Origin of the sequence: Nocardioides sp. cx-173, from assembly GCF_021117365.1 — a bacterium.
Lineage (GTDB): Bacteria > Actinomycetota > Actinomycetes > Propionibacteriales > Nocardioidaceae > Nocardioides.
The window spans coordinates 75,326-88,156 of the sequence record NZ_CP088262.1 but is presented as its reverse complement, the minus strand read 5'-3'; the positions used below and the strand labels follow the sequence as shown (position 1 = coordinate 88,156).

General features: G+C 72.6%; 11 protein-coding genes. 2 read left to right on the top strand and 9 right to left on the bottom strand.

Going from position 1 to position 12,831, the window contains the following annotated elements:
* Positions 1 to 38: 38 nt before the first annotated feature.
* From LQ940_RS00385 to LQ940_RS00345, 8 genes are all read right to left on the bottom strand, one after another.
* On the bottom strand, positions 39 to 1,256 hold the full coding sequence (locus tag LQ940_RS00385) for a M15 family metallopeptidase (RefSeq protein ID WP_231241183.1): 1,218 nt from the start codon (positions 1,254 to 1,256) through the stop codon (positions 39 to 41).
* Positions 1,257 to 1,311: 55 nt separating this feature from the next.
* Positions 1,312 to 2,712, bottom strand: coding sequence for an MFS transporter (locus tag LQ940_RS00380; protein ID WP_231241184.1), 1,401 nt, complete (start codon positions 2,710 to 2,712; stop codon positions 1,312 to 1,314).
* Between the two features lie 106 nt (positions 2,713 to 2,818).
* On the bottom strand, positions 2,819 to 3,388 hold the full coding sequence (locus LQ940_RS00375) for a TetR/AcrR family transcriptional regulator (RefSeq protein WP_231241185.1): 570 nt from the start codon (positions 3,386 to 3,388) through the stop codon (positions 2,819 to 2,821).
* Between the two features lie 18 nt (positions 3,389 to 3,406).
* Positions 3,407 to 4,861 (bottom strand): fatty acid desaturase, encoded by a 1,455-nt coding sequence (locus tag LQ940_RS21685; RefSeq protein ID WP_269214276.1) that lies wholly within the window; start codon positions 4,859 to 4,861, stop codon positions 3,407 to 3,409.
* Between the two features lie 76 nt (positions 4,862 to 4,937).
* Positions 4,938 to 6,590, bottom strand: coding sequence for a vWA domain-containing protein (locus tag LQ940_RS00360; RefSeq protein ID WP_231241186.1), 1,653 nt, complete (start codon positions 6,588 to 6,590; stop codon positions 4,938 to 4,940).
* A gap of 110 nt (positions 6,591 to 6,700) precedes the next feature.
* Positions 6,701 to 7,474 (bottom strand): ABC transporter permease, encoded by a 774-nt coding sequence (locus LQ940_RS00355; RefSeq protein WP_231241187.1) that lies wholly within the window; start codon positions 7,472 to 7,474, stop codon positions 6,701 to 6,703.
* Positions 7,471 to 8,478 carry an ATP-binding cassette domain-containing protein gene (locus LQ940_RS00350; RefSeq protein WP_231241188.1) on the bottom strand — a complete coding sequence of 336 codons (1,008 nt, stop codon included), beginning with the start codon at positions 8,476 to 8,478 and terminating at the stop codon, positions 7,471 to 7,473. Before LQ940_RS00350 ends, LQ940_RS00355 begins: the two co-directional genes overlap by 4 nt.
* A gap of 112 nt (positions 8,479 to 8,590) precedes the next feature.
* The gene (locus LQ940_RS00345) at positions 8,591 to 9,898 is read right to left on the bottom strand and encodes a hypothetical protein (RefSeq protein WP_231241189.1); all 1,308 of its coding nucleotides are present in this window, start codon (positions 9,896 to 9,898) and stop codon (positions 8,591 to 8,593) included.
* Positions 9,899 to 10,070: 172 nt separating this feature from the next.
* On the opposite strand from LQ940_RS00345, the gene LQ940_RS00340 reads away from it, so the two are divergent.
* Complete coding sequence (locus tag LQ940_RS00340) at positions 10,071 to 10,703, top strand: hypothetical protein (protein WP_231241190.1); 633 nt, start codon at positions 10,071 to 10,073, stop codon at positions 10,701 to 10,703.
* A gap of 3 nt (positions 10,704 to 10,706) precedes the next feature.
* Here the strand turns inward: LQ940_RS00340 and LQ940_RS00335 are convergent, their stop codons facing one another.
* On the bottom strand, positions 10,707 to 12,053 hold the full coding sequence (locus LQ940_RS00335; protein WP_231241462.1) for an NAD-dependent malic enzyme: 1,347 nt from the start codon (positions 12,051 to 12,053) through the stop codon (positions 10,707 to 10,709).
* 159 nt (positions 12,054 to 12,212) lie between these two features.
* Between LQ940_RS00335 and LQ940_RS00330 the strand changes: the two genes are divergently transcribed.
* Complete coding sequence (locus LQ940_RS00330) at positions 12,213 to 12,800, top strand: TetR/AcrR family transcriptional regulator (RefSeq protein ID WP_231241191.1); 588 nt, start codon at positions 12,213 to 12,215, stop codon at positions 12,798 to 12,800.
* Positions 12,801 to 12,831: the final 31 nt, after the last annotated feature.

Sequence of the window (12,831 nt, the reverse complement as noted above, 5' to 3'; positions counted from 1 at the left end):
CGGGCGCCGTACTCCGCAGGCGCTGCTGTCGCTTCGCCTCAGCCCGGCTTCACCAGCCGGTTCATCTCGAAGTGCATGGGGTCGGTGTAGTTCCAGTCGCCGCCCCACGCGAAGCCCCACTTCTTGAAGATCGAGACGACGACGGGGTGCATCTCGCCGACCGTGCCGCGCTGGTTGCCGGGGGTGTTGAGGTCGAGGGCCAGGCCGAAGGAGTGGTTGGACAGCGTGGTCGAGCCGGCGATGAACCGCGGGTAGTAGCAGCCGGCGTACTCGCCGGGGTGGATCTCGTCGGCCAGGCCGGTGGCCTGGATCTCGAGCAGCGCCTCGCGCAGCTGCGGGATCACGAAGCGGTTGCAGGTGATGGTGCCGAGGATCGGCACCTGCTCGGTGGCGATGTGCGAGGCGACCCACGCCGGGTCGGGGGCGATCCGGCCGCCGCCGAGGACGGTGTAGGTGAAGGTCCCGACGGCCTCGGCCACGGTCCCGATCGGCACCGCGATCTGCTTCGCGCCCGGGTCGAGACCCTGCTGCGCGACGATGTCGGTCATCTGGGCGGAGACCCCGGCCGCCTGCTCGACCGCCTGCCGCACCGAGTACGGCGACGTCACCCCGGTGCCGACCAGGAGCGCGTTGCCCGGCTTCATGCCCAGGGGCTCGACCCACTTCTCGTTGACGACGACGTCGACGAACGGTGCCTGGTCGATGGTGGCGCCGAGGTGGATCAGCGGGTCCCCCTCCTTGGCCCCGAACCTCAGGAAGCCGCTCTCGTCGGTGGGCAGCCGCTTCGCGAGGCTGCGGTCCACGGCGAACTCACCGCCCGCCACCCGGTCCCAGACGTCCTGGAGGTCCGCGGAGCCAAGCGGCGTGTAGTTGCGGTACGCCGCGGGGTCGACCGCGGCGACGTTGAGCAGCCGGTTCTCGATCGGCACCTGCGAGTGGGAGAACTGCACCACCCGCTGGACGCCCTCGACCGCACTGATGGCGGCCACGTCCTCCTCGGAGAAGGGCTCACGGTCCAGCAGGATCATGTCCGAGGACTCCAGCGCCCCCTCGCGCGGCCCCGGCGGGTCCATCGCCATCGCCGGGTCGATCGCGGGCGCCTCGGGTCGGCCGGGGCTCGGGTCCGGGTCCGGGTCCGCCGAGGCCGGCGTCGACGGGTCGGCCGTCGGCTCGTCACCCCCCGAGGCGCCGCACCCGGGCGCGACCGCGAGGACGACGACCGTCGCCGTCGCTGCCAGCGCCCGCGTGACCCGCATCCTGCCCTCCTTGCGACGAGGGTAGGCCGCGACGGAAGGTCCCACCCGCGAAGCCCTACTCCGCGCTCAGCACGCGGTTGCGGATCGTCAGCCACGACAGCACCCCGCCGGCCGCGAGCAGCGCGGCGCACGCCGGCAGCGCGGAGCGGTACGCCGCGTCGAAGGCCGCCGGGTCGGCGTACTCCTCGCCCCCGAGCCCGACCGCCACCGGCAGCGCCGCCACCGCGAGCAGCGATCCGGCGCGGGCCACGGCGTTGTTGACCCCGCTGGCGATGCCCGCGTGCTCGTCGGGGGCGGCCGCGAGCACCGTCGCGGTCAGCGGCGCGACCATGAGCGCGAGCCCGAGGCCGAACACGGTGATGCCGGGCAGGACGTGGCTCCAGTAGGCGCCCTCGCCGTCGACGAGCAGGAGCAGGAGCGTGCCGCCGGCCATCACGAGCGGCCCGACCGTCATCGGCAGGCGCGGGCCGATGCGCGCGCTGAGCTCGCCGCCCTTGCCCGCCAGGAAGAGCATGCACAGCGTCATGGGCAGCGACGCCAGCCCGGCCGCCAGTGCGGTGTAGCCGCTGACGGTCTGCAGCTGCAGGGTCAGGAAGAACAGCACCGCTCCGAGCGCGGCGTAGACGAGCAGCGTCATCGCGTTGGCCGCGCTGAAGGTCCGGTCGGCGAAGATCCCCAGCGCCAGCATCGGCTCGCGCGCCCGGCGCTCGACGAGGACGAAGCCCGCCGCGCTCAGCACCGCCACGGCCGCCGCGTACGGCGCAAGCTCACCGCCCCACTCGATCAGCGCGTACGTCGTACCGCCCAGCGCGAGCGTCGCCAGCAGCGCCCCGGGCAGGTCGAAGCGGGTCGAGGCGTGCGGGTCGCGCGTCTCGGGGACCCAGTGCCGAGCGATGACGACGGTGAGCACGGCGAGGGGCAGGTTGATCAGGAAGATCCAGCGCCAGTGGGCGTAGTCGATCAGCAGGCCCCCGACCAGCGGGCCGAGGGCGGCCGCGATGCTCCCCAGCCCGGACCAGGCGCCGATGGCCGCCGGCCGGTCGTCGTGCGCGAACGCACCCTGGATCATCGCCAGGCTCCCCGGGGTGAGCAGCGCCCCGCCGACGCCCTGCAGGATCCGGGCCGCGATCAGCACCTCGGGGCTGGGCGCCACCCCGCACAGCAGCGAGGCGGCCGCGAACCACACCGTCCCGAGGACGAACACCCGCCGCCGCCCGAACCGGTCGCCCAGCGAGCCGCCCAGCAGGATCAGGCTGGCCAGCGAGACCAGGTAGCCGTTGCTCACCCACTGCAGCTGGGCCAGGCTGGCATCGAGGTCCTCGCCGATGGTCTTCAGCGCGACGTTGACGACCGTGCCGTCGAGCATCGTCAGCCCGGAGCCCAGCACCGCCGCCGCGATGACCGCGCGGCCCGTCGTGGTGCCCAGCCGCACCTCCGACGCCTCCGACGCGCTCACAGATGAACACTAGAGCCGTCGCGAGCACCGGGATCCGGCTCGCCCCCGCTGACCCGTCACAAACTTTCTGACGGGTCAGCGGGGAATCCGCGCAGTTGGTGACGGGTCAGCGCAGGACGCGGCCGGCGATCCAGGCGATGTCGGCGGCGGTGGCGGCGGGGGTGTCGCTGGGCTGCATGACGTGGCTGAGGACGACCCGGACGACCATGTCGATGGCGGCCTCGAGGCGGTCGGCCTCGAGCGCGACGTCGTACGGCGTGACGCGCTCGGCGATCACCAGCTTGGCCGCCGTGAGCAGCGACTGGGCGTGCGTGGTCAGCAGCGGCAGCAGCTCGGTGTCGGCGCCGTGCGTGGCGGAGACGACGGCGTGCAGCAGCCGGTTGTCCTGGGCGAGCTCGAGCACGCTGGTCGCGGCGGCGTTGATCGCCTCCACCAGATCGGTCGGGTGCTCGTCGAAGGCGACGGTGACGACGCCGAGGAAGCGCTCCAGCTCGCGCAGGATCATCGCCTCCGCGAGGCCGGCCTTGGAGCCCATCTCGTTGTAGACGGTCTGCCGGCTCACCCCCACCTGGTCGGCGAGCCGAGCCATCGTGACCTGCGACCAGCCGATGTCGGCCGTCAGGCGCACCGCGGCGTCGACGACGCGCGCGCGCATGGTCTCGGCGGGCAGGCTCACGCCGAGAAGCCTAGGTCGTCAGGCGTCGACCGAGCTGAGCAGGAGGAAGTCGACCTTGTCGCGCACGCCGCAGTCGGGGCAGCACCAGTCGTCGGGGATCTGCGACCAGGCGGTCCCGGCCGCGAAGCCCTCGAGCTCGTGGCCGGCCTCCACCTCGTAGGTGTAGCCGCAGCCCGGGCAGCGCGCCGCCACGACCTCGTCGGCGGGGACGGCGGCCGCCTCCGCGGCGACCCGCGCGGCCTCCACGCGCTCCGCCTCGACCACGGCGGCCGGCCGCGGCCAGCGGGCGAGCAGCCTGGCCTCCTTGCCCGGCTGCAGGTTGGCGCGGGTGATGTCGCCGTCGAAGTGGCGCGCGACACGCGGGTCCATGACCCGGCGCCACAGCGGGGGCACCAGCGCGAGCACGATCATCCCGGCGTACCCAGTCGGCAGCACCGGCGACTCCTCGAAGTCGCGCAGGGTCTGGTAGCGCCGGGTGGGGTTGGCGTGGTGGTCGCTGTGGCGCTGCAGGTGGTAGAGCAGCACGTTGGTGGCGATGTTGTTGGAGTTCCACGAGTGCGACGGGTCGACCCGCTCGTAGCGCTGCCGGTCGCCGACGCCGACCTTGCGGCGCAGCATCCCGTAGTGCTCCATGTAGTTGACGACCTCGAGCAGCGAGAAGCCGACGACCGCCTGCAGCACGAGGTACGGCGTGAGGCCGACGCCCAGCCACGCGACGAGCGCGCCGAAGAGCACCGCCGACATCAGCCAGGCGTTGAGCACGTCGTTGCCCAGGCGCCACGGGTGCTGCTTGCGGCGGGCGTAGCGACGCTTCTCGACGCGCCACGCGCTCTTCAGCGACCCGCCCACGGTGCGGGGCCAGAACGCGTAGAACGTCTCGCCCAGCCGCGAGGACGCCGGGTCCTCGGGGGTGGCGACCCGGACGTGGTGGCCGCGGTTGTGCTCGATGTAGAAGTGGCCGTAGAAGCTCTGGGCCAGCGCGATCTTGGACAGCCAGCGCTCGTTGGCCTCGCGCTTGTGGCCCAGCTCGTGGGCGGTGTTGATACCGATGCCGCCGATGCAGCCGATCGAGATCGCGAGCCCCACCTTGTCCACCACGCTCAGGTCACCCCCGATGCCGAGGGGGTCGCCGCGCGCGATGAGGTACATCGCGCCGACGAAGCCGGCGTACTGCACGGGCAGGAAGAGGTAGGTGATCCAGCGGTAGTAGCGGTCCTGCTCCAACGCCTCGATCGCGTCGTCGGGCGGGTTGGAGCGGTCCAGGCCGGTCACCAGGTCGATCGCCGGGACGATCACCAGGATCACGACCGGGCCCACCCAGAACCACACGCCGAGGCCGGTGGCCAGCCACAGCCCGTAGCCGAGGAACGCCAACGACGGGACGACCAGGCCGATCAGCCACAGGTAGCGCTTGCGGTCGCGCCACTGCTCGGTCGAGCCGGCGGGGACGGTGCTGTTGGCGATCTGGTCCATGGGGCCTGCCTTCCGTGCGGTTTACAAGACCGTAGTGGTTGTAAACCTGCTTGACAAGACCCCCCGCTTTGTAAACTCAGCTCTGCGCTCGGCGCGCAGCGGCGACCAGCCCGGCGACCTCCTCCGCCCCGGCGACCCCCACGGACTCCAGCGCCGCCACCCGCTCGGCGACGTCGTCGAGGGTGACCGGCCGGCCGTCGTACGGCGCGGCCCGCTTGAGCAGCTGCGCCAGGTCGGCCACCGCCGCCGCCAGCTCCAGTGACGGCGCCACGGGGGCCTCCGGGTCGGCGGCTCGTAGCTGTGTGAGCGCCTCTGCCGGGCCGGCGTCCGGGGAGCGCCAGCGGACGGTGGCGGTGCCGATCGGGTCGCCCGGCTCGACTCCCGCGGCCAGGCGCACCTCGTAGAGGGCGCTCGCGCGGTGGCCGGCGCCGAGCTCGCCGGCGTCGACGTCCAGGTCCTCGAAGTCCTCGTCGGCGATCGCCCGGTTGTCGTAGCCGACCAGGCGGTACGCCGCCACGCGCTCGGGGTCGAAGCTCACCTGGGTCCGCGCCTCGGCGGCCACCGGCGTGAGCGTGGTCGTCAGCGCGCTGCCGAAGAGCTCCTCGGCCTCCTCGAAGGTGTCGACGTAGGAGTAGAAGCCGTCGCCGAGGTCGGCCAGCTGCTCCATCAGGTGGTCGTTGTAGTTGCCCATGCCGTAGCCGACCGTCACCAGGCTGATCCCGTCGCGGCCCTCCTCGGCGATCCGCTCGCTGATCGAGCCGGGGCCGGTCGCCCCGACGTTGGCGACGCCGTCGGAGCAGAGGACGACCAGGTTGACCGCGTCCTCGTCGTACCCCTCGCGCGCCTGCTCGTAGCCCAGCGCTAGCCCGGCCTCGAGGTTGGTGCTGCCGCCCGGCGCGAGCTCCTCGACCGCGTCCAGGATGACCTGCGTCTGGCGCACCGGCGTGGGCTCGAGCACCGGGCGGGCCTGGTCCTCGAACGTCACCACCGACACCGTGTCGTCGTCGCGCAGCCGGTCGGCCAGCAGGGCCAGCGACGAGCGCACGAGCCCGAGCCGGGAGCGGATGTCCATGCTGCCCGAGGTGTCCACCACGAGGGTGACGTTGACCCGCGGCCGCTCGGCCGGCGTCACCTCGCGCGCCGCGACCGCCACCCGCACCAGCTGGGTGCCGTCGTCGAGGCTGGGCGCCGGCCCGGAGTCGCTGGTCACCGCCAGGTCGCCCTCCCCTGCGGCCGGCGCGGCCGCGTCGCTCGGCAGGGCGTTGACCCACTCCTCGACCCGGATCGACTCCGGCGGCGGGAGCACCCCCTCGGCGAGCAGCGTGCGGGCGACGCCGTACGAGCCGGTGTCGACGTCCAGCGCGAACGTCGACTCCGCATCCTCGCCCGGGTCCACGAACCCGGCCGTCCCGGCGTCGACGAAGGTGTTGTCGTCGAGCAGCCCCGGCACCTGCGGCTCCGGCACCGGCGGCCCGCCTGTCTCGGAGTCACCGGGCAGGCTCTGGGAGTAGTTCACCGAGCCGTCGCCCTGCGTCTCCTCGTACTCCTCCACGTACGCCGCCGCGTCGATCCCGCGGGTCACCGTCCCGGGCTCCGGCCCGGGCTCCGGCTCACCCGGGCCGGGGCCGCCCGAGCAGCCGGCGAGGGTGAGGGCGAGCGAGCCGGCGAGCGCGGCGACGGTGAGGGTGCGCGAGCGGGGGCGGAGGCGAGACAGCGGACCGAGAGTCATGGGTCCTGGGACGGGCGGGGCCGTCGAGCGGTTCCCGGGCCGCTCCACCGGGTGCGACACGCCGGAACCGGACGGGGTCGCTCACCCTGACCGGCCCGCCGTAGGCCGCCCTACGCGTCGTCGCGGCGGAACACCGAGGTGCCCCACCACAGGCCCACCACGAACAGTCCGGCGGCCCAGGTGGTGCCCCACAGGACGCCGCTGGTGCCGAGGTCGCCGGTGAAGGCGTCGCGCACCCCGTCGACGATCCACCGGAACGGCATGAAGTCGCTGGTGTTCTGCAGCCAGGCGGGGCCCAGCGTCATCGGCAGCAGGATCCCGCTGAGCAGCAGCACCGGCATCATCACCATGTTGATCAGCGGCGCCATGACGTCCTCGGACTTGGTCGTGAGCGCCAGGGCGTTGGACGCGGCCGCGCAGGCGCCGCCGATGAGCAGCGTCAGCAGGATGCCCAGCAGGATCCCGCCGGCCGAGCCGCGCATGCCCATCCAGTAGCCGAGCGCGACCAGGATCACCGCCTGGACGAGCAGCTGCGCCAGGTCGCGCAGCAGCCGCCCGCACAGCAGCGCCGTTCGGTTGGCGGGGGTGACCCGCTCGGCCTCGACCACGCCCTCGCGCCACTCCGCGATCAGCCCGAAGCCGGCGAAGAACGCGCCGAACAGGCCGAGCTGCACGAGCAGGCCCGGCACCAGGAACGTGAACTCGTTGCCGTCGAAGCCGGGGAACGTGCGCACGACGGGCTCGAGCAGCGGGCCGAAGAGGAGCAGGTAGAGCACCGGCTGCATGACGCCGATCAGGACCCACGCGGGGTTGCGCAGGTTCATCCGGATCTGGCGGCGGAAGACGATGAGGGAGTCGCGGGCGAAGGTGTTGCCGGCGTTCATGCGGAGGCTCCTTCGAGCTGGGGGTCGGCGGTGCCGTCGGACGCCGCCTCCGCGTCGCGCAGGGACCGGCCGGTGAGGGTGAGGAAGACGTCGTCGAGCGTCGGGCGCGCCACCTCGATCGAGTCGAGGGAGACGGCCGCGTTGTCCAGGTCCCGCAGGAGCGCGGGGATCGCACGGCCGGCGCGCGGTACGCGGCCGCGCACATGCCGGCCGTCGACCTCGACCTGGGTGCCGATCGAGGCCAGCTTGTCCCGGGCCACGACGACGTGGTGCTCGTCGGCGACCTCGAGATCGACCAGGTCGCCGGAGACCTGCGCCTTGAGGTTGTCGGCGGTGTCGCTGGCCACGATGCGCCCCTGGTCGATGATGACGATCCGGTCGCTCAGGGCGTCGGCCTCGTCGAGGTAGTGCGTCGTCAGGAACACGGTCGCCCCGCGGTCGGTGCGCAGCCGGGCGATGTGCTCCCAGAGGTTGGCGCGCGCCTGGGGGTCCAGGCCGGTGGTCGGCTCGTCGAGGAAGACCAGGGTCGGGTCGTGGATCAGCCCGGCCACGATGTCGAGGCGGCGCTTCTGGCCGCCGGACATGTTCTTGGGCATGCGTTCCCACAGCCCGTCGAGCTGCAGCTGCTCGAACAGCTCCCTGCCGCGGGCCTCCACCTGCTGGCGGCTCAGGCCGTAGAGCATGCCGTGGTCCATCACCTCCTCGCCGGCGCGGGCGCTGCTGAACACGCCCCCGGTCTGCGAGACGTAGCCGATGCTGCGGCGCACCTGGTTGGCCTCGCGTACGACGTCGTACCCGGCGACGCGCGCCGTGCCGGCCGTCGGCCTCAGCAGGGTCACCAGCATGCGTAGGGTCGTGGTCTTGCCGGCCCCGTTGGGGCCGAGGAAGCCGACGACCTCGCCCTCGGCGACGTCCAGGTCCACCCCCGCCACGGCGTGGACCGGCTTCTTCTTCCTGCCCTGGCCGGTGGAGAAGGTCTGCACGAGACCTCGTGCTTCGATCATGCGGGGAGCTCCTTCGGGGTCGACCCGGGAGACTAGCCGCGGCCACCCTCGGGCCGCCTCAGGTTTATCCCGGAGCGGCTCTGACCGGGCGCGCGCCCCGGACTCATCGCCCTCAGGACTCGCAGGCGACCTCGTTCTCGGCCTCGCAGCTGTCCTCGCCGCCGCGGCCGTCGGCGGTGTCCGTGCCCGGACCGCCCACGAGGACATCGTCGAGGTACCAGCTGACGAGGAGGTCGTCACCGTCCTCACCGTTCAGCTCCCACCCGGAGGGCCGGTTGTCGCACGACACACCGGCCATGGAGTCGCCGGTTTCGCGATACTCCTTGAAGGAGACGGTGTCGTCGCCGCCACCCGCATTCACCTCGACCGAGCACCCGCCGACGTAGATCACGTTCGGGCCGGTGGTCCCGGTGATGGTCGCGCTCGTGGACCCCAGGGCCTCGATGTTCTCGAACCCGCCGAAGAACCACTCAGAGCGGTCGGGGCCCGCGTCCCGGCTCGCCGTCCCGGACGTGAGGTCGGCAGTGATCGCCCCGTACTCCGGGAGCCGGAGCAGGTCGGAGCCCGGGCCGCCTTCCAGGGTGTCGCCCAGCTTGTTGCCATGAGGCGGGAACACCTCGTCGTCTCCTCCGCCCAGCACGACGGAGGAGAAGTCTCCCGACAGGTAGGCGAACCGGTCGTCGCCCTCGGTGCCTCGATAGCTGCCCACCACGTCGTCGCTACGCGACGAGAAGCTGGTGTCCTCGATGCCGGGGACGTGGATCGTCCCGAGGTTCGACGTCACCGCCGCGGCCGCCATATCGAACCGGACCCGGGACAGGGCGCCGGGACCGTCCTCCAGGTCGAGGGAGTCGCGACCGGGGCCGCCCGCGAAGCGCGCGCCGCCCGCCGGGAAAGGGCAGGTCAGCATGCAGAACGCCTGGTCCGCACCGGGACCCAGGTAGATCGCGTCCCTCGAGCGCGCACTCGTGCGGTAGTCGACGACGTCGTTGCCCGCACCCAGCCGCAGGACGTCGCGCCCGAGCTGCGCGCCCCACTGGAGGATCCGCTCGGGGCCGGCCCCGCCTCTGACGACGTCGTTGCCGGGACCTGGCCAGATGTGGAGGTGTGCGCGCCTCTGGTTCACCAGGATGCGGTCCTTGCCGACACCGCCGGAGACGAGGCGCTCCGACCACCGGCCGCCCGCCACGCAGATGAGGTCGTTGCCGCCCCGACCCCGCGTGATCCGCGCCCCGTCGGTCACGATGACGTCGCGACCCGCGGTGCCCTCCAGGACACCGTCGCCCCTGTTCTTGCCGACGATCGTGGCGCGCTCTCCCGCACACCAGCGGGCGCCTGGTCGCTCACTGCCGGGCCGCTCACTGCCTCCCCCGGGCGCGGCGTCGGCGACCGGGCCCCAGGCGAGGGGAGTGAGTGCCATCAGCAGGACCAGCCACACAGTGCGCACAAGAGCCTCCCAAGGGGCGGAGCGGGGAGCCCAGGCTCACACGGAACGCCCGCAGGCAACACCCCACCGCGAGAAACCCCCGGAAACCTGTCCACCGCCCCGCAACGGGTTCACAATGACGCGAGCGAGCGAGACGAGGTGGGCGATGACCGAGGAGCCAGGCGACCGGACTCTGCGCCGACTCGCGCGCGGGCGCACCTCGCTCGTGGTCCTGCCGCTGGCGGTCGCCCTCGTCGTGACCGCCGCCCTGGGCGCCCAGCTGCTCTGGGCCGAGCTGCCCGACACCGACGCTGCCGAGGCGTCCACCCTCTGCTGGGACGGCGCGCAGGTCGACGACGCGGGCGACTGCGGCATGCCGACGGGGCCGCGCGGGCTGCGCTGGGTGTTCCCCTCGTTCCGTCCCGGGAGCGACGACTGCCGCGACGTCCGCGCCCAGCACCGCGAGCTGGGCCGCCGGACGATGTGGGAGTGCGAGTTCGAGATCACCGGCTCCCCGATCGTCATCACCTACAGCGAGCTGGCCTCGGGCAAGGTCGGGCGCGCGGCCCTCGAGCTCGAGTACGCCGATGGGCAGCGGCGGACGGTGAAGGCGAAGGACGGCACCCCGCTGCGCCACGAGTGGCGGCGCGAGCTGCCGTCGGGCGGGTTCGAGGTCACGGTCGTGTACGCCGCCCACCCGTACGCGGTGCAGGTGCGCGCCGAGGAGCGCGCGCTGCGCGAGGCGGCGCTGCGGTCCACCGTGCGCTACCGCGACCCCGAGACGATGTCGTCGCGCTGAGCCCTAGCGGTGGTCGCCGCGGATCGCCGCGGCCACGGCGCTGGGGACCTCGGGGTCGAAGACGCTCGGGATGATGAAGTTGGAGTTGAGCTCCTCGTCGCGCACCACGTGAGCGATCGCGTCGGCCGCGCGCAGCAGCATGTCGACGGTGATCTCCGAGGCCCGGGCATCGAGCAGCCCCCGGAAGACCCCGGGGAACGCGAGCACGTTGTTGATCTGGTTGGGGTAGTCGGAGCGGCCGCTGGCCACGACCGCGGCGTACCGATCGGCCTCGGCCGGATCGACCTCCGGGTCGGGGTTGGCGAGGGCGAACACGACGGCGTCGGGTGCCATGTCCTTGATCCACTCGGCCCGCAGGACGCCCGGCGCGCTCACGCCGATGAAGACGTCCGCGCCGGCCAGGCCGGCGCGCAGGTCGCCGGTCACCCGGCGGGGGTTGGTGCTCTCGGCGAGCCGCTGCTTGGCTGGTGAGAGCCCCTCCATCCCGGCCACGAGACAGCCCTCCCGGTCCCAGACCACCACGTCGGTGACCCCCGCGGCCAGGAGCAGGGTGACGATCGCGCTGCCGGCCGCGCCGCCGCCGGAGACCACCACGCGGGCGCTCGCCAGCTCCTTGCGCACTACCCGCAGCGCGTTGGTGAGCGCGGCGAGCACGACGATCGCGGTGCCGTGCTGGTCGTCGTGGAAGACCGGGATGCCCAGGCTCGCGCGCAGGCGGCGCTCGATCTCGAAGCAGCGGGGCGCGGCGATGTCCTCGAGGTTGATGCCGCCGAAGCCGGGCGCGATCAGCTCGACCGCGCGGACGATCTCGTCGGTGTCCTGGGTGTCCAGGCAGATCGGCCAGGCGTCGATCCCGGCGAACCGCTTGAACAGCGCGGCCTTGCCCTCCATCACCGGCAGCGCCGCGCCGGGGCCGATGTTGCCCAGGCCGAGCACCGCGGAGCCGTCGGTGACGACCGCGACGGTGTTGCCCTTGGAGGTCAGCCGCCAGACGTCCTCGGGGTGGTCGGCGATCGCCATGCTGACCCGTCCCACGCCCGGGGTGTAGGCCATCGACAGGTCGTCGCGGTTGCGCAGCGGCACCTTCGAGGAGACCTCGATCTTGCCGCCGATGTGCAGCAGAAAGGTCCGGTCGCTGACCTTGTGGACCTCGACGCCGGGCACGGCGTCGACGGCCGCCTCGAGCTCCGTGGCGTGGTCGGCGTCGCCGGCCGAGCAGGTGACGTCGAGGACCAGCCGGGTCCCGCTCGACTCCGCCACGTCGATGGCCGTGACGATCCCCCCGGCCTGGGAGATGGCCGTGGCCACCTGGCCCACCACCCCGTGGTCGGGCGCGGTGTGCAGGCGCATCGTGATCGAGTACGACGAGGTGGTGGCGGAGTTCCGGGACACCTCGTCACCCTGCTCCCCCGCGCCGGTTACGGGCAAGTCACAAGGCGCGCCCCCGCGCCGGACGTGACGGGCACCACATTTGTGCACTATTGGGACCGGAGTGCAAGAATGCACTCCGTGGAAGAAAGTGCAACGCTGCGGGAGAGGCGGCGCCTCGAGACCGAGCGCCGCATCACGGCGTGCGCGCAGCGGCTCACCAACGAGCGCGGCCTGGACGGCTTCACGATGGACGAGCTCGCGGAGGCCGCCGAGCTGTCGCGCCGGACCCTGTTCAACTACTTCCCCAGCAAGATCGACGCCGTGCTGGGCAAGCCGCCGGAGATCCCGCCGGCGGTCGTGGCGACCTTCCTCAGCGGGGGGCCGCACGGCCAGCTCGTCGAGGACCTGGGCGAGCTGGTCCGGGTGATTCTCGACGACACCGAGATCGATCGGGAGCGGATGGAGGCCGGCCGCCAGGTCGTCCTCGCCAACCCGCGGCTGATCCTCGCCGTCCACGAGCGTTTCGAGGAGATCACCTCGGACTTCGTCGACATGATCCTGGCCCGCGAGGGCGTCGGCTTCGGGGCCGAGCGCGCGCGGCTGGTCATCCGGCTGCTCGTGACGATCTTCGACTGCTGCCTTCCCTTCACCGAGATCGACCCCGCCCGCTCGCTGCCCGACGACTTCACCGCGAACCTGCGCGCGGCGCGCGAGCTCTTCGCCTGACCGCCGTACCCAGACCACTTCCTCCTTCCCC

What these genes read in the sequence shown, in the direction of transcription:
- LQ940_RS00385 (WP_231241183.1), bottom strand. Translation starts at nt 1,256, where the DNA reads ATGCGGGTCACGCGGGCGCTGGCAGCGACGGCGACGGTCGTCGTCCTC.
- LQ940_RS21685 (WP_269214276.1), bottom strand. Translation starts at nt 4,861, where the DNA reads ATGGACCAGATCGCCAACAGCACCGTCCCCGCCGGCTCGACCGAGCAG.
- LQ940_RS00360 (WP_231241186.1), bottom strand. Translation starts at nt 6,590, where the DNA reads ATGACTCTCGGTCCGCTGTCTCGCCTCCGCCCCCGCTCGCGCACCCTC.
- LQ940_RS00355 (WP_231241187.1), bottom strand. Translation starts at nt 7,474, where the DNA reads ATGAACGCCGGCAACACCTTCGCCCGCGACTCCCTCATCGTCTTCCGC.
- LQ940_RS00350 (WP_231241188.1), bottom strand. Translation starts at nt 8,478, where the DNA reads ATGATCGAAGCACGAGGTCTCGTGCAGACCTTCTCCACCGGCCAGGGC.
- LQ940_RS00345 (WP_231241189.1), bottom strand. Translation starts at nt 9,898, where the DNA reads ATGGCACTCACTCCCCTCGCCTGGGGCCCGGTCGCCGACGCCGCGCCC.
- LQ940_RS00340 (WP_231241190.1), top strand. Translation starts at nt 10,071, where the DNA reads ATGACCGAGGAGCCAGGCGACCGGACTCTGCGCCGACTCGCGCGCGGG.
- LQ940_RS00335 (WP_231241462.1), bottom strand. Translation starts at nt 12,053, where the DNA reads ATGCGCCTGCACACCGCGCCCGACCACGGGGTGGTGGGCCAGGTGGCC.